This is a genomic window from Sulfuricurvum sp. (assembly GCF_049277495.1).
GTDB lineage: Bacteria > Campylobacterota > Campylobacteria > Campylobacterales > Sulfurimonadaceae > Sulfuricurvum.
In genome coordinates this window covers 39,108-56,248 of the sequence record NZ_JBASYM010000051.1, presented here as the reverse complement: position 1 = coordinate 56,248, position 17,141 = coordinate 39,108, and the positions used below count along the sequence as shown (strand labels likewise).

At 48.7% G+C, this 17,141-nt stretch carries 11 protein-coding genes; 10 read left to right on the top strand and 1 reads right to left on the bottom strand.

Annotated features, from left to right (window positions below):
- Window position 1 precedes the first annotated feature (1 nt).
- From WAO38_RS09575 to WAO38_RS09530, 10 genes are all read left to right on the top strand, one after another.
- Window positions 2-1,426 carry a glycogen synthase gene (locus tag WAO38_RS09575; RefSeq protein WP_422236564.1) on the top strand — a complete coding sequence of 475 codons (1,425 nt, stop codon included), beginning with the start codon at window positions 2-4 and terminating at the stop codon, window positions 1,424-1,426.
- Window positions 1,423-2,268: an ROK family protein gene (locus WAO38_RS09570; RefSeq protein ID WP_422236562.1), complete on the top strand. Its 846-nt coding sequence runs from the start codon at window positions 1,423-1,425 to the stop codon at window positions 2,266-2,268. The genes WAO38_RS09575 and WAO38_RS09570 overlap by 4 nt, the downstream gene beginning before the upstream one ends.
- Window positions 2,261-3,754: a glycogen synthase GlgA gene (glgA, locus tag WAO38_RS09565; protein ID WP_422236560.1), complete on the top strand. Its 1,494-nt coding sequence runs from the start codon at window positions 2,261-2,263 to the stop codon at window positions 3,752-3,754. The genes WAO38_RS09570 and glgA overlap by 8 nt, the downstream gene beginning before the upstream one ends.
- Window positions 3,751-5,703, top strand: a complete 1,953-nt coding sequence (glgB, locus tag WAO38_RS09560) for a 1,4-alpha-glucan branching protein GlgB (RefSeq protein WP_422236558.1) — start codon at window positions 3,751-3,753, stop codon at window positions 5,701-5,703. The genes glgA and glgB overlap by 4 nt, the downstream gene beginning before the upstream one ends.
- 29 nt (window positions 5,704-5,732) lie before the next feature.
- Window positions 5,733-7,379, top strand: a complete 1,647-nt coding sequence (glgP, locus tag WAO38_RS09555; protein WP_422236556.1) for an alpha-glucan family phosphorylase — start codon at window positions 5,733-5,735, stop codon at window positions 7,377-7,379.
- Window positions 7,380-7,389: 10 nt separating this feature from the next.
- Entirely contained in the window at window positions 7,390-8,607 is a 1,218-nt protein-coding gene (locus tag WAO38_RS09550) for a phosphoglycerate kinase (RefSeq protein WP_422236554.1), read from the top strand.
- Between the two features lie 90 nt (window positions 8,608-8,697).
- A complete protein-coding gene (locus WAO38_RS09545; protein WP_422236552.1) occupies window positions 8,698-10,536 on the top strand; it encodes a pyruvate kinase in 1,839 nt (612 codons plus the stop codon).
- Between the two features lie 81 nt (window positions 10,537-10,617).
- The gene (locus WAO38_RS09540; RefSeq protein ID WP_422236550.1) at window positions 10,618-11,058 is read left to right on the top strand and encodes a globin; all 441 of its coding nucleotides are present in this window, start codon (window positions 10,618-10,620) and stop codon (window positions 11,056-11,058) included.
- Between the two features lie 102 nt (window positions 11,059-11,160).
- Window positions 11,161-14,727 carry a pyruvate:ferredoxin (flavodoxin) oxidoreductase gene (gene nifJ, locus WAO38_RS09535; RefSeq protein ID WP_422236548.1) on the top strand — a complete coding sequence of 1,189 codons (3,567 nt, stop codon included), beginning with the start codon at window positions 11,161-11,163 and terminating at the stop codon, window positions 14,725-14,727.
- On the top strand, window positions 14,727-15,722 hold the full coding sequence (locus WAO38_RS09530; RefSeq protein WP_422236546.1) for a dihydroorotate dehydrogenase-like protein: 996 nt from the start codon (window positions 14,727-14,729) through the stop codon (window positions 15,720-15,722). The genes nifJ and WAO38_RS09530 overlap by 1 nt, the downstream gene beginning before the upstream one ends.
- Before the next feature lie 169 nt (window positions 15,723-15,891).
- On the opposite strand, the gene WAO38_RS09525 is transcribed toward WAO38_RS09530, so the two are convergent.
- Window positions 15,892-17,130 (bottom strand): alginate export family protein, encoded by a 1,239-nt coding sequence (locus tag WAO38_RS09525; RefSeq protein WP_422236544.1) that lies wholly within the window; start codon window positions 17,128-17,130, stop codon window positions 15,892-15,894.
- Window positions 17,131-17,141: the final 11 nt, after the last annotated feature.

Here is a 17,141-nt window from a genome sequence, read left to right as displayed (position 1 = left end):
AATGTCGAAAAAACGTCTGTTGTTCGCCGCAAGTGAAGTGTATCCCTTTGCCAAAACGGGGGGATTGGCCGATGTCGCGCATGCACTTCCCAAGGCTTTGACGGAAAGGTTTGATGTTGATGTCGTGATGCCGCTATACCAATCGATTGATCGGGAACAATACGCTATCCGCCCGATCGGGGAAAAATTTGAAGTGAGTATGGGCAATGCGGCGTATGAGGTTCAGCTTTTCGGATGTACCTATCAAGAGGTGCGGTATCGGTTTGTTTACTCGCCGCTGCTGTGTGAGCGTGAATTTTTATATGGTCCTCCGCATAGCGGGTATGAGGACAATGCCCTCCGTTTCGGCATCTTCAACTATGCTCTTTTAGCGATGATGCAAATGTCCGAGTACGCGATAGCCCATCTCAATGACTGGCAATGTGCCCTCGTGGCACTGTTGCTTCATGAACGTCCCGAGATTCATACTCGAACCCTCTTTACCATCCATAATCTTGCCTACCAGGGGACATTTCCCTCAGAAATCCTGTCTGATTTGGGGATCGATGAAAAATACTTCACGATGGAGGGGATCGAGTTTTACGGGCAGGTCAGTTTCATGAAAGCGGCGATCGCTTACGCTGATGCTGTAACCACGGTTAGCCCGACGTATGCGAAAGAGATCTTGACCGAAGAGTTCGGCTGCGGGCTGGAAGGTTTTTTACGGGCCCACCGAAAAAAGCTCGTCGGTATCCTCAACGGGATAGATACCGAACATTTCTCTCCCCAAAATGATACGGTACTCCTGACCCCCTATAGCGATCTTAAAGGGAAACGGATCAATAAGAGCGATTATCTCAAATCCGTTTCGCTCAAAGGAATCAACAAACCTTTGTTTGTATTTATCGGACGGTTCACCGGACAAAAGGGGATGCAAATTCTGATCGATACCCTTCCTAAACTTGCTGGATTGGAATGTAATGTGGCAATTTTGGGAGAAGGGGAAGAGAGTTACCGTGAAGAGGTGGAAAAACTCGCCCATGCGCATCGGAATGTTTATTTTCATTTCGGATATGACGAAGTCCAGTCTCACCGGATGTATGCGGCTGCCGACTTTTTATTGATGCCGTCGTTATTCGAGCCGTGCGGATTGAATCAGCTGATAGCGTTCGCTTACGGCGCCGTTCCGATCGTTCACCATGTGGGGGGATTGATCGATTCGGTCAAGCGGTTTGAAAAATTCGATCCCGATGCAAAGAACGGGTTTGGCATCGCATTTGAGCGTCCCAGCGAACGCGCATGTCTCCATGCAATGGCAAAAGCGATGGACCTCTATCAGGATAAGAAACTCTACAATGCCATTGTCAAACACAATATGAACTGTGATTTCTCCTGGACGGAGAGTGCCAAAGTGTACGCAGATCTTTATGATACGCTGAGCCGATGAAAACACTCACGATTGATATCGGCGGGACCTATTTACGCAGCGAGCTGCACAGCGGGTCTGAGATATTTTCCCAAACGATCCGCTCCGATGCCCAAGGGCTTCTCTCGTTTATCGAAGAGCAAATGGCTGCGCATCCTGATATCGGTTTTATCGGAATTTCGTATGCAGGGCAGGTTTATGAGGGGGAGATCCTTTCCGCCCCCAATATATCTATCGATGAACATCGGCTCAAAGCCGTTGTCGAATCACGCTATGATGTCACATTAGCGATCGACAATGATCTCAATTGTGCCATTATGGCGGAAGCGCAGCATTGGGGAACGGAGACTCTGTGTGCTTTGTATGTCGGTACGGGGATCGGTTCTGCCGTGATCGATGGCGGGAGACTGATCCGCGGAAGCGGAAATCTCTCTTTTGAGATCGGTCATATCCCTTATCGGCATGCACCGTTTGTGTGCGGATGCGGACGCTCTAACTGTATCGAGCTGTTTGCATCGGGGTCGGGGATTGCCAAATGGTGCACCCGTTTAAAAATAGATGAGGATCCGTTTTTAGAGCGTTTGAAACACTCATCCGATACAAATGCGCAGATGATCGTCAAAGAGTTTGAAACGGCGCTGCTAAGTGCCGCCGGGACACTGGTGACACTTGGAAATCCCGCTCTGTTAGTGCTCGGCGGCGGAATTATCCGTGAGAACCCTTATTTGCTGAAGCTGTTGCGTGAACGTCTGGGCGAATTTGCCCTGAGACCATCTCTTCAGAATCTGCGTATCGAGATCAGTGTGTTGGACAATGCTTCGATGGACGGGGCAAAATTATTACAAGAGAGACGTTATGGGTAAACTCAATATATTCCTTGCTGCATCCGAAGTGGTACCGTTTGCCAAAAGCGGCGGATTGGCGGATGTTACCGGGGCACTTCCGAAAGCATTACGGGCTATGGGGCATGACGTGCGGGTGGTGATGCCCCGCTATTACATCGTGGACAAGGAAAAATACGCGCTGAAACGTCTTGAAGGATCGCTGGGTGTTCCGATGGGAAATCTGGGCGAAGCGTGGGCGGATGTCTATGAGGGGGTTCTCCCGGGATCGGATGTTCCGGTTTACTTTATTGAGCATGAAGGCTTTTTCGGCCGTAAAGGGCTCTATGAAGAAGACGGATTCAGTTTCATCGACAACGATACCCGTTTTATCTTTTTTTCACGCGCCGTCATGCAGCTTGCCAAAAAACTCCGGTTTCGTCCCGATGTTATCCACGCTAACGACTGGCATACGGCCGCTATACCCGTCATGTTAAACACCCATTATGCGTATGATCCTGATTTCGCTTATACCGGATCGCTCCTGAGTATCCACAATCTCCAGCATCAGGGGAAATTTTACAAAGGTGCGATGGATGCCCTCGGTGTGGGATGGAGCCATTTTAATGCCCATGAACTCGAGGAATATGACGGTGTCAATCTCCTCAAAGGGGGAATCGTCCATGCCGATGTGATCAGCACGGTCAGCCAAAAATATGCGCAGGAGATACGGTCCCATGAGTTTGGATGGGGGTTGGAGGGACTTCTTAATATTAACTCATATAAACTCCATGGAATCCTGAACGGGGTCGATTACGAAGAGTGGAGTCCCTCCGTTGATCCGTTTATCGCACAGCAGTATGACCTGGGGGATATGGGCGGTAAAGCGGTGTGCAAAGCACAGCTCCAACAGACGTTTAATCTTCCGCAGCGGAGCGATATTCCTCTGATCGGGCTGGTCGGACGGCTCGTCGAACAAAAAGGGATCGAATTGCTCGCCCATGCGATCTGGAGACTTTTGGAGATGGATATTCAGATCGTTATTCTCGGGGCTGGGGAAAAATGGGCGGAACACTATTTTAGTGATATTGCCGGAAAACATTCCGATAAATTCGGCTGTTATATCGGCTATCGCAACGATCTTGCCCATCAAATCGAAGCAGGGAGCGATCTGTTTTTGATGCCCTCTTTGTTCGAGCCGTGCGGGCTCAACCAAATCTACAGCCTCCGCTACGGAACGCTCCCTATCGTCCGTGCGACGGGGGGATTGGATGATACGATCGAAAATTATTGGAATGATCAGACCCACGGTACCGGATTCAAGTTTTATGATGCAACCTCCGATGCACTGGTCGGAACCCTCCATTGGGCTCTAGACGTATGGCACAACGACAAAGAGGGATTTGAGCGGCTGCAGCGCAATGCTATGGAAAAACGGTACGATTGGGAAGGTGCGGCACGCGAGTATGATGCCCTTTACCGACGTGTCATACAAGGTCGCAGAGGCCAGCAAGGAGTCGATGAATGAGTCACCCGATCAGTTATGACGTATCCCGATTGAGTGAACTGGATATCTATCTGTTCCGTCAGGGAAACCACACCAAACTCTATGAGAAGTTCGGATCGCATTTTATGGTTCATGAGGGCAAAGAGGGAGTGTGTTTCGCCGTATGGGCTCCCAATGCCCACAGTGTCAGTGTCCGCGGCGATTTTAATGATTACTCTGTCGATGCGCATCCTCTGCGGTTGAGAGAGGACGGTTCGGGGATATGGGAAGGGTTTATCGAGGGGGTAGAACAGGGACTCACCTACAAATACCACATCGTCTCCAAATTCCATAATATTGTCCATGATAAAAGCGATCCTTTCGGTTTTTATGCCGAAGAACCTTCCAAGTCAGCGTCGCGTGTATGGAATATCGAAGGATACGGATGGGAAGACAGTGCTTGGATGCTGGATCGCCATGAGAATAACGCCCATAATGCACCGATCAGTGTTTATGAGATGCATATGGGATCGTGGAGACGCAAAGTTGAAGAAGATAACCGGTTTCTCACCTATCGAGAGCTTGCTGTCGAGTTGGTAGCGTATCTGAAAGAGATGAACTATACTCATGTCGAGTTTATGCCGCTCACCGAGTATCCGTTCTTCGGTTCCTGGGGGTATCAGGTCGTCGGCTATTTTGCCGCTACGTCACGATTCGGAACACCGCAGGATTTGATGTTTTTGATCGATACGCTTCACCAAAATGGCATCGGCGTTATTATGGACTGGGTTCCTTCTCATTTTGCCGTGGATATGCACGGGTTGATCAACTTCGACGGTACGGCTTTATATGAACATGAGGATCCGCGTCAGGGGTATCACCCGGAGTGGGGAAGTATCATTTTTAACTACGGACGTAACGAAGTCAAATCATTTCTGATCTCTTCGGCGATGTTTTGGTGTGACAAATACCATATCGACGGTATCCGAGTGGATGCGGTTGCCTCCATGCTTTATCTCAACTATGCCCGTAAAGAGGGGGAATGGATCCCTAACAAATACGGCGGGGATATTAATCTTGAAGCCGTAGAATTTCTAAAAAAACTCAATATCAGCCTGTATGGCGAATTCTCAGATATATTGATGATTGCCGAAGAGTCAACCGCCTATCCCATGGTGACCCGTCCGGTAGATGTAGGGGGACTTGGATTCGGTTTTAAATGGAACATGGGGTGGATGCACGATTCGCTCAAATACATGAGCTATGATCCTATTTACCGTCAGCATCATCACCACCAGCTCACTTTTAGCATGTGGTACGGGTTTGACGAAAACTTCATGCTCCCCCTCAGTCACGATGAAGTGGTCCATATGAAGGGCTCGCTGATCAACAAAATGCCCGGGGATACGAACCAGAAATTTGCCCATTTGCGTTCATTGTACGGGTATATGATGGCCCATCCGGGTAAAAAACTCCTTTTCATGGGGGGAGAAATCGCCCAATTTGCCGAATGGAGTTTTGAGCGGTCGTTGGATTGGCATCTGCTGGAAAATCCGCTGCACAAGGGATTGCAAAAAATGGTTTCGGATCTCAACCGCCTTTATCGGGAAGAACGCGCCTTGCATCTGTATGATGAGAAACGCGAAGGTTTCGAATGGATCGATGACCGCGATCATACCCATAACTGCATCAGCTTTGTTCGCAAGAGTGACATAGGGGATGAAAGTGTCTATGTCGTGTGTAACTTTTCGGATCAGACGAGAGAAAATTTTCCTTTAGGGGTCCTCGAAGCAGGGGAATATCGTGAGATATTTAACTCGCAATCACACTATTATGAGGGGTGGAATATCGGTAATGAAGGGATCGTTACAAGCCGGAATGAACCGATGCACGGACGCGAATTTTCCCTCTCTCTGAAACTCCCTCCGTTGGGGGTCGTTTATTTAAAGCGGATCGGTAACCAAAAAACAATTGATATGTCGATACAATAATCAGCTACGATACCAGAAGAGAAGAAACAATGATTTTACACGATTATGAATTTGATACGAGATATGCGACGAGTGTGGCTTATTTTTCAATGGAATTTGCCGTTCATCAGGCATTAAAAACCTATTCGGGCGGTCTTGGATTTCTGGCCGGTTCCCATTTGAGAAGTGCATACGATCTGCATCAAAATGTGATCGGTGTGGGGATATTATGGAGTTTCGGTTATTACGATCAATCGCGTAACGAAGACCGCAGTCTCAAAACGGAATTTATCCGCAAACATTACTATTTTCTGGAAGATTTAGGGGTGCAGGCAACCGTCAATATTCACGCTCAGGATGTCCATATCAAGGCATTTTATCTCCCTCCGAGTGTTTTCGGTTCGGCTCCGCTCATCCTCCTCTCTACGGATATACCCGAAAATGATTTTTTAGCCCGGACCATTACCCATAAGCTTTACGATGTGAACGAAGAGACCCGTATATCCCAAGAAGTGGTACTGGGGATCGGAGGGGTCAAAGTCCTCGAAGCGCTGAAACAAAAGATTGATATTTATCATATGAACGAAGGGCATGCCCTGCCGCTGGTATTTGAACTGTATGCAAAATACCGTGATATGGATCGGGTTAAATCTCAGGTTGTCTTTACGACCCATACCCCCGAAGATGCCGGCAATGAAAAGCATAACATAGAGCTGCTCCACAAATTCGGTTTCTTTAACGGACTTGATCTCGATACCGTCCGCGTAATCATGAATATGCACGAGGATAAGTTCAACCTTACGCTGGGAGCACTGCGATCGTCCAAAAAGACCAATGCCGTTTCCAAAATGCATGGCGAAGTGGCTAACCGTATGTGGCAAAGCTATGAGGGGGTCTGTGAAATCATTTATATCACCAATGCGCAAAACCGCCGGTTCTGGAGTGACAAAGATATGCTCTCCTCGCTGGACGAGCATGAAGACTATGCACTTACGGGACGCAAAAAACATCTCAAACGCACTTTGTTCAACATCGTTGCCGATCAGACCGGTAAAATGTTTGACCCTGACATCCTGACGATCGTATGGGCACGCCGTTTTGCCGAGTACAAACGTCCCGGACTGCTCAAACACGATTTTGCCCGGTTTAAAAAACTTTTGGAACGTGAAGATCAGCCGATTCAGGTCATTTGGGCCGGAAAGCCGTATCCGTTTGATACCAATGCCATCAACTCTTTTAATGAACTCATCCATATCAGCCATAAAATTAAAAATATGGCGGTACTGGTCGGCTATGAGCTTGAACTCTCCCGTGTCCTGAAAAAAGGGTCTGACATATGGCTCAATACCCCGCGTGTTTCCCGCGAAGCAAGCGGTACGAGCGGAATGACGGCGAGTATGAACGGTTCTATCCATTTTTCTACGAATGACGGGTGGCATCCGGAATTTTCAAGACATGCTATCAACTCTTTCACGATCCCTCCGATTGATCATACGACGCCGATAGAGGTCCAAGATTACGAAGACAATAAAAATTTGATGGATATGCTCGAAAACGAGATCATTCCGATGTATTACAATAAACCCGAACAATGGACCCAAATGATGAAAACCGCCATGGCGGATGTCATTCCCGCATTTGATTCGGGGCGCATGGTTCACGAGTACTATATAAAAATGTATAACTGCTGCGAATAAAGGAAAAAGGATGATCAGCAACATTATCACGATGTCAGGGGTCAAAAGTCTTAAAGACGTTGATGTATCCGGTAAGCGGGTGCTGATCCGGGTCGATTTTAATGTTCCGATGGATTCGCATTTTAACATTTCCGATGACAGCCGCATTCGTGCGGTATTGCCGACGATCAACTATTGTATCGATCATAATGCCTGCTCTATCACTCTAGTTTCCCATCTGGGAAATCCGAAAAACGGTCCGGAAGAGCGCTTCAGCCTCCGTCATGTTCAAAAACGGCTTGAACGCCTTCTCCAAAAAAAGGTTGAGTTCCTCAACGAACTGGACGAACTGAAAGTACAAAATACCCAGTGTTCGACGGAGAGAATTTTTTTACTGGAAAATATCCGTTTTGATGCAGGGGAAAAGAAAAACGATCCTGAACTTTCCCGCCGTTTAGGGGAACTGTGCGATATTTATGTGAACGATGCATTCGGTACCTCCCATCGCAAACATGCATCGACATACGGTATAACGGATTATGTTTCGGTGAAAGTCGCCGGTTTTTTAATGATGAGGGAGATCGAAGCTTTTACCAAAGCATTGGAAAAACCGGTCCGTCCGATCGCATTGGTCGTCGGCGGATCAAAAATATCGTCGAAAATAACCCTTTTGACGGCGGTAATGCAAAAAGTGGACAAGCTGATTATCGGCGGCGCGATGAGCAATACGTTTTTGCAGGCGCTGGGATACGATATGCAAGCATCGCTGGTTGAGTCTGATTATCTTCAGACGGCGAAAGAGGTGCTCGAAGAGGCCAAAGCCCATAACGTCAAGGTCTATCTTCCGGTCGATGTCGTGATTACCGATTCGATCGAACACCCGGTTGATATCCGTATTACGCCCGTCCAAGATGTGCTGGAAGGATTTCGTTCCGTTGATATCGGCCCTGCAACCCTTAAACTCTTTTCCGAAGCGATTGAACTCTCCAACACCATCATCTGGAACGGTCCGATGGGGATTTATGAGATCGACCGTTTTTCCAAAGGAACCTATAAATTGGCGACTGCCATTGCGGAGAGCTATGCGTATACGATCGTCGGGGGCGGGGATACAGCCGATGCGGTAGAAAAAGCGGGAGAGAAAGACAAATTCAGTTTTATCTCGACCGGAGGCGGTGCGAGTCTGGAATTGCTGGAAGGAAAAATTCTTCCCGGATTTGAAAAACTGGATCGTTGCGATATCCAATAATCCCGGAGCGGAGAGAGTAACCGCGATGTAATCGAGGATATGCATAATTCTCCGGCAACGATAATTCAATATCTTTGCCAAGGAGACAGTGTGTTAGATCGAACCCTGATGGAATCGGCACTCGAAGATATCGAGATTCTTCGAAAATATTTGTTGGCAGCCCGCGATGAAGTGGAAAGCGAGCATCCCCGCGCGCAAAGTCTTTTGAATCTGAATCAATACATGCTCTTGCGAAAAAAAGACCGCACGCCGCTGCAAGAAAAACTCTTTATGCTATCGCTCTCTTCGTTAGGCCGGTCGTATGCCCATGTTGCCGCGAGCATCGATACCCTTTATGATCAGCTCAGCAGTTCTCTGGGGCGGGAACAAATCAGCGAAGAGATGATGGCGCAATTTCATCATCTCTCGATTTCCGATTCCATAGCGATCGCGTCGAATAACAGCAAAGCCCTTTTCGGGGGGAAAGCCAGTTCCAAACTAAGCCGTCAAAGTACATCCGTTATGGTGACGCTCCCTTCTCATGCGACCCAAAACGACGGACAGCTGATCCGAGAGCTCGCACATGCCGGGGTGAATGTCTTTCGAATCAATACGGCTCATGACACTATCGAGACATGGAAAGCGATGGCCGACATAATCGGCCGCATTAACAGCGAACGCGAATCGGTAGAAAAGATCAAGATCTTTGTTGATTTAGCCGGCCCTAAAATACGGACAGGATCGATTCAAGAGGTAGATATCCCGATCATGATCGGAAGCAACAAGCAGGAGAAAGAGGTTCTGATCCGCTGCGACGACGCTGAAACCCGATCAGAGACGACAGACCCGGTTACCCTCGAAAAAATACCTGCGCAGATTGTGGTCGATAAAAAGTTTTTCAAAAAAATCACGAAAAAAGATTCGATCAAGATTGTCGATGTCAACCACAAAAAAGCGATGATCCGTTTGCAGGAAGTGAGTGATACGACAATGCGCGGTTTTATCAACAAGAAGGTATTCGTCACCAAAAAAACCAAACTCAAATGCGGTGAGTACGGGAGTAAGATTCTGAATCTCCAAATTCAAAAAGACCCTATCCGATTGTTCGTCGGCGATTCTCTGATCATTACGGAAAATGAGATTAAGGGAAGATCCGCATTGTTGGATGAAGAACGAAATGTGGTTTTACCGGCGATGATCGGATGCAGTGTCCGCGGGATGCTCGCTTCGCTCAAAGAAGGGGAAAACATTTTTATTGATGACGGAAAGATCGGTCTGGCCGTCGTCTATAATAATATCGATGCCGTTACCTGCAAAGTGGTAGTCTCCAAAGCGGGAGGGGTATTGTTGAAAGAGGAAAAAGGGATCAATTTCCCGGATACCTATATCCCGATACCGGCACTGACCCAAGAAGATCGTATCAATGCATTGTCGGTATTGGATTTTGCGGACAGTTTGAGTCTCTCTTTTTGCCAAAGTGTCGATGACGTAGCGGATCTCCAAAACCTGCTTTTGGAAAATGGCAGACCGGATATCGGGATCATTGCCAAAATCGAAACACGCCAAGCGGTCGCCAATATGCCCGAAATACTCGAACAGCTGCTCAAATCCGAAAAGAGCGGGGTGATGATCGCCCGCGGAGATTTGGCCATCGAGGTAGGGTTTGAGAATATGGCGTATATCCAAGAAGCGCTTCTGGATATTTGCGATGCGGCGCATTTACCCGTCATCTGGGCGACACAGGTATTGGAGAGCAAGATGAAAAACAACCTTCCCAGCCGTGCCGAAGTGACCGATGCCGCAATGGCGGGGAGAGCAGAGTGCGTCATGCTGAACAAAGGGGCTTTTGCCATTGATACAATCGATGTTCTGCACCGGATTCTGGATGATATGCATACGGTCTCCAAAAAGAACCGCCAGCTTCTTAAAAAAGAAACCCTCTGGTATTGATGCATAGCTATCCGCTTTAAGGAGCTTATTCTCAACAGACCTTTAGAATACTGCATATTTATTATATCTAGAGGGATGAGAATGACTTTGACCATTACGGATATCGCGTCGGATACCCCCAATCCTGCCATTATCAAACCCAATCCAGGTTTTCTGGAACAAGTCGGGGAAGAGCGCTTCCGGAAACTGGTGAGTGATCATTATGATTTGATTAGTCATAGTGCTATCGCATTTATGTTTCCGGTCGATTATGAAGAGGATTTTGCAAAAGTCAAAAAACATGCAGGGGATTTTCTGATCCAAATCTGCGGCGGTCCGGATTATTACGCCCAAACACGCGGAGACCCCCGTATGCTGGCCCGTCATGCACGGTTCCGTATTGATGCAAAAGGGCGGCAGGTATGGCTCGAATGCTATGCGGCACTTTTACCGGAACTCGAAAAAGAGGGAGTCAGCCCTGAGAACATACAATCGTTTTGGAACTATCTCGATAATTTTTCAAAGGTCATGGTCAATACCTAAACAAGCTTGGATACCGGATACTACTCCGAAAAGGGTGCAAACGAGTTGGGCTGTTGCTTAAACTGTAGTAGAATAGGATAATTTGTAAAACGGAGCACTAGCATGATAGAGCATACGACTATCACCGTTGACGGTAACGAAGCCGTCGCCCTCGTCGCCCATAAAATCAATGAAGTTATTGCCATCTATCCCATCACCCCCTCATCCCCGATGGGAGAGTTCAGCGATCTCTACAGTTCCAAGGGAGAAAAAAATATCTTCGGAACGGTTCCTGAAGTCTATGAGATGCAAAGCGAAGGGGGAGCGAGCGGAGCGGTTCACGGCGCATTGCAGGCGGGTGCTCTGACGACCACGTTTACGGCATCCCAAGGGTTGCTGCTGATGATACCGAACATGTATAAGATCGCAGGAGAACTTACCTCGACGGTCTTTCATGTTGCCGCCCGCTCTCTTGCGGCGCAGGGACTCTCTATTTTCGGAGATCATCAAGACGTCATGGGGGTACGCCAAAGCGGATTCGCACTTCTCGCTTCCAACTCGGTACAGGAAGCGCATGATTTCGCCCTGATCTCTCAGGCGGCTGCACTGCAGGGGCGTATTCCGTTTCTCCATTTTTTTGACGGGTTCCGTACCTCTCACGAGGTCAGCCGGATCGAGAAACTAAGCGATGAGGTGCTTCGTGCCATGATCGATCCTGATTTGGTCGCAGCCCATCGAAAACGGGGTCTGTCACCCGAGCATCCGGTACTGCGCGGTACGTCCCAAAACCCTGATGTCTATTTTCAGGGACGCGAAAGCGTCAACTCTTATTATCAGGCATTGCCGAAGATACTCCAAGAACAGATGGATACGTTTGCCTCTTTAACCGGCAGAAGCTATAAGCTGTTTGATTACATCGGGGCCGAGGATGCCGAACGTGTGATCGTCCTGATGGGTTCCGGTGCCGAAGCGGTTGAAGAGAGTGTCCGTTATCTCAATTCCCTGGGGGAAAAAGTGGGGATGATCAAGGTGCGGCTTGCTCTGCCGTTTGCGATAGATTCCTTTATCGAAGCGCTTCCACAATCGCTCAAAGCCGTCGCGGTGCTCGATCGGACGAAAGAGTCCGGAAGTTTGGGGGAACCGCTGTATCATGACGTCCTTACCGCATTGTTTGAAAAGCGTTCAGCACTCCCCTTTGGATTGCCGGCCATCATCGGCGGACGCTACGGTCTTTCGTCCAAAGAGTTTACCCCCGCGATGATCATTGCCATCTATGAAGAATTGGCAAAAGAGTCTCCGAAAAATCATTTTACGATCGGTATTGATGACGATGTTACCTTTACCTCGCTCTCCTACGATCATGATTTCATTTTGGCAAATCCTAACCAGTTTCAGGCCATGTTTTACGGGTTGGGCTCCGATGGAACCGTAGGGGCAAACAAAAATACGATCAAGATCATCGGAAATGAAACCGATTTTTATGCGCAGGGTTATTTTGTGTACGATTCGAAAAAATCGGGGTCGATGACGATCTCGCATCTGCGGTTCGGATCTGAACCGATCCGTTCGACCTATCTGATACAGGAGGCCGATTTCATCGGTGTCCATCAGCCGGTATTTCTGGAAAAACTTGATTTGTTAGAGAATGCCAAAGAAGGGGCTGTATTCCTCCTCAACACCCCATATCCGCGTGAGGAAGTCTGGCACCGACTTCCTCGTGTGACACAACAGCGGATTATCGATAAACGGTTAAAGTTTTATGCTATCGATGCCTACGCAGTGGCCCGGAAAAGTGATATGGGGAACCGTATCAATACCGTTATGCAGACCTGCTTTTTTGCCATCAGTGGTATCCTCCCGAAAGAGGAGGCGATCGCCAAAATCAAAAAAACGATTCAAAAGAGCTACGGGAAAAAAGGGGATCTGATCGTACAGATGAACTTCGCGGCAGTGGATAATAGCCTTGAGCATCTCTACGAAGTCACGGTACCGACAAAATCAGAGAGTACCCAGGAGCTGGAACCGCCGCTAAAGGGAAAATTGACGCCGTTTATCCGCGAGGTCATCGGCAAGATTACGGCGTATAAGGGTGATTCGATCAAAGTCTCCCAAATGCCGAGTGACGGGACCTGGCCGACAGGGACGACGCAGTATGAGAAGCGGAATATCGGACATGAGGTTCCGGTTTGGGATGTCAATACCTGTATCCAGTGTAACAAATGTGTCTCAGCCTGTCCGCACTCGGTTATCCGTTCAAATGTCTTTGACGCCTCCTATCTGCAAAATGCCCCGGCAGGCTTCCTATCCAAGGCTGCGAAAGGGAAAAAATTCGCCGAAAACGAGGTTTTCAACATCTCGGTAGCGGTCGAGGACTGTACCGGGTGTGCTTTGTGCGTCGAAGTATGTCCGGCGAAGAACAAATCGCAGACCAATCTCAAAGCAATCAATATGATGCCTCTCTCTCCGATAAAAGAGGAGGGGATTGAAAGATGGGATTATTTTCTCTCTTTGCCTAAGATGGAGCGATCGAAGCTCGATCATGACGATCTGAAAGAGTCCCAATTTCTTGAACCGCTGTTTGAATTCAGCGGGGCGTGTCCGGGATGTGGTGAGACCCCGTATATCAAACTGGCGTCCCAGCTTTTCGGCGACCGTATGGTGGTGGCGAATGCGACCGGATGCAGTTCGATTTACGGAGGGAATCTCCCCACGACTCCATGGCGAAAAAACGATGAGGGAAGAGGTCCGGCATGGTCGAATTCTCTTTTTGAGGACAATGCCGAATTCGGGCTTGGATTTCGCCTCGCAATCGACAACCATACCGATCGAGCAAGGGATTTGCTCGAAGGGTTGAAAGAGAGCCTTGAGGGTGATTTGGCAAAGACGATACTGGAGGCGAAACAGCAGGATGAAATCCAAATCAATCAGCAAAGAGAACGGGTAGAACTTCTCAAATCGGCACTTCACAGCCTGAGCAGTCCCGAAGCGAAAAGCCTCCTCGAACTCTCCGATTATCTCGTCAAAAAATCGGTTTGGATCATCGGCGGAGACGGCTGGGCCTATGATATCGGCTACGGAGGGCTCGATCATGTCCTCGCCAGCGGTAAAAACGTCAACATCCTGGTGCTGGATACCCAAGTCTACTCCAACACCGGAGGGCAGCAGTCCAAAGCGACCTTTACGGGTGCAGTGGCCAAATTTGCCGCAGGGGGGAAAGCCGGACTTCCGAAAGACCTCGCTGCGATGGCGATCAATTACGAAAACGTCTATGTCGCCAAAGTTGCCATGGGGGCAAACGATCAGGCGACGGTCAAAGCATTTGTCGAAGCCGAGCGGTATGAGGGTCCTTCCATCATCATCGCCTATTCGCATTGTATCGCTCACGGGTATGATCTGAAATATGGGTTTGATCAGCAAAAACGGGCCGTTGACAGCGGGCTTTGGCCGATATTCCGGTTCAACCCCGACAAGATCAAAGAGGGGGAAAATCCGATGAGTCTCGATTATAAAGGGCCTAAAATCGATGTGAAGGATTTCATGTACCGTGAGACCCGTTTTAGCATGGTAGAGCAAATGAACGGCGCCTCGGCAGGCACTTTCTTGGAGACGGCGGCGCATACGGCACAATCGCTCTATAAACGGTACCAGAATCTGCATGAGCGTTACGAACCAACCGACGGGGAGAAATAATGATGGATTTGACAACGACATTTTTAGGATTAAAACTCCGTAATCCCCTTATCGCGAGTGCATCGCCTTTAACCGGATCATTGGAGAGCATCAAAAAGCTCGAAGATAACGGTATTGCCGCGGTGATTATGCACTCCCTTTTCGAAGAGGAGATCAACCACGAGATTCGCCAAATCGACCATTTTTTGCAGCTGCACAGCAACTCAAACCCTGAAGCACTCACCTATCTCCCCAATGAAGTCGAATTTGACAATCTCCACTCCGAACATTATCTCGAAGAGATCCGTAAGGTCAAAGAAGCGGTCGATATCCCCATCATTGCCAGCCTCAACGGTGTTTCGGCGGGCGGGTGGATCAAATACGCCCAAAAACTGCAGGAAGCCGGCGCTGACGCATTGGAACTCAACATCACCTATATCCCGACATCGATGGAGATGGAAGGGCACATGGTTGAGCAGATGTACATCGATACGGTAGCTCAGGTAAAAGAGCATATTTCGATCCCTCTGAACGTTAAAATGAACGCCTATTTTTCCAATCCGGCCAACATGGCCAAACGGTTTGTCGAAGCGGGAGCCGACGGTCTGAGTCTTTTTGACAACCCGACGAGAGCGGATGTCGATATTGAACTGCTGACCTCGCTGCAGCGGGCGAATATCACGACGTCTGCAAATTTGAGCGAAACACTGCGATGGTGTGCGATTCTCTACCAAAAGCTCCCCTGTTCGCTCTGTGCCAATACGGGGATCCACAGTGCGGAAGATGTCTTGAAAGCGATCATGAGCGGCGCCGATGCGGCAGCCTTTACGTCGGTGCTTTTGATGAAAGGCGAAGAAGAAGTAAGTGTTATATTGAATAATATTAACGACTGGATGGAAAAACATGAGTATGTTTCGATTACCCAAATGAAAGGGAGCATATCCTTGGCCCATACCGATAATCCTTCCGCGTATGAGCGTAATTCGTATCGGTACGCATTGCAGCATTATCGCTGATGAAAGTAGGGCGCTTCGCCAGACCCGTCGCGAGAGACTCAAACGCAAAAGCGTATGAGGATTGGTATGTCAGCACATCGGGCAAGCAGCTAAAAAAGAAACTAACTTAAGGAGGTCGTTTTCAGGGGTTGCTGCCTGCCCGATATGCCCCGAAGGGCATGAATGAAGACTAGAATTTATAATCGAGCTGAAGCCAGATTTTTCTGACGTCAACGCTGTAGCCTGCAACATCGCCGGCTTTGAAAAAGGCGGCTTTGGCAAGACCGTTCAGCCCTTTGACACCCGGGACGGCATTGGTATAAAGCAGATCCCATTCGCTACCGAGATCACTTTTGCCGCTCATCGCCACATCCGTTTCGAAATCGTGGTAAACCACCATCGCTTTTCCAAAACCTGCCGCGGTGTATCCGAGGGTCGCACTCATATCGGCTAAACCGCCGGTAGGGGTTGAGGCGAGAAACTTGTCAGCCCATCCGTTAAAAGCATGCAGTGTCCCCAACGGAGCATAAAATGCCGTTTTACCGTCACCCGTCGTATGACCGCTCAAAAGCTCATAGCCTGCACCGGCAAGAATCCCGTTGATATTGGCAAGCGCATCGAGGTTATAGTAATCGGCATCGGCTTTGACGTCTTTGTGGGCATCATCGGTATCGCGTGACGCATCCCCTTGTGAAGCATATTCCGCACGATACGCAATCTTGGCAACCGATACCGGTACATTTCCTGTCAATGAGATACCGACCGTATCACTTGCCGAAGAGATCATATAGTCATACGCCGTTACTTTGAGCATATCGCTGACTTTGTACGATCCGTTCAAAATGATAGAATCGGTATTGGCGGTCGGAGCATTAGTAACACCTGCACGTCCCCATACATAAGCACCCGTCAGTGTCAGATTGTCAATCGTACTATCACTGATCACGGCAGCATCGAAACTCTGCATCATTTGACGCCAGTCGACCGAACCGATAAAACGCTGATTGTCGAGGTTGATCACCTGCCGTCCTGCTTTGGCAACCGTCTTGCCCAGTTTATACTGGAGATATGCCTGAGAGAAACGGGTTTGCTCCGGATCGACCACCGTTTCATAGCCAGTCATGCCGTTATAGGTACCGTCAAAATAATGCTGTCCGCCGATCGCTTGAACGGTCGTACCGTCCACTTTTCCGCTCAAACCGTCAATACCGAGCAGATTGGCTTCCACTCCGATGGTTGCCCGTACCGTAAAGGCGTTGGCGTCATTTTTGGCTGAGTTCTCAACCTCTACGTTTTCATAGCGTGGACGAACCTCACCGTTAAACTTCGCATTGCTCAAAAGGGAGAAACCCTCGTCGGCACTTAACCCCGCTGTAAAGGTACCGGCCAGTGAGAGAACGGCAACTGCTGATAATGTGATTTTTTTCATGTTTTTTTCCT

Excerpts from the sequence above, each read along its gene's own strand:
- WAO38_RS09525 (WP_422236544.1), bottom strand. The coding sequence starts at position 17,130 with ATGAAAAAAATCACATTATCAGCAGTTGCCGTTCTCTCACTGGCCGGT.
- glgB (WP_422236558.1), top strand. The coding sequence starts at position 3,751 with ATGAGTCACCCGATCAGTTATGACGTATCCCGATTGAGTGAACTGGAT.
- WAO38_RS09540 (WP_422236550.1), top strand. The coding sequence starts at position 10,618 with ATGACTTTGACCATTACGGATATCGCGTCGGATACCCCCAATCCTGCC.
- WAO38_RS09570 (WP_422236562.1), top strand. The coding sequence starts at position 1,423 with ATGAAAACACTCACGATTGATATCGGCGGGACCTATTTACGCAGCGAG.
- WAO38_RS09530 (WP_422236546.1), top strand. The coding sequence starts at position 14,727 with ATGATGGATTTGACAACGACATTTTTAGGATTAAAACTCCGTAATCCC.
- nifJ (WP_422236548.1), top strand. The coding sequence starts at position 11,161 with ATGATAGAGCATACGACTATCACCGTTGACGGTAACGAAGCCGTCGCC.
- glgP (WP_422236556.1), top strand. The coding sequence starts at position 5,733 with ATGATTTTACACGATTATGAATTTGATACGAGATATGCGACGAGTGTG.
- glgA (WP_422236560.1), top strand. The coding sequence starts at position 2,261 with ATGGGTAAACTCAATATATTCCTTGCTGCATCCGAAGTGGTACCGTTT.
- WAO38_RS09550 (WP_422236554.1), top strand. The coding sequence starts at position 7,390 with ATGATCAGCAACATTATCACGATGTCAGGGGTCAAAAGTCTTAAAGAC.
- WAO38_RS09575 (WP_422236564.1), top strand. The coding sequence starts at position 2 with ATGTCGAAAAAACGTCTGTTGTTCGCCGCAAGTGAAGTGTATCCCTTT.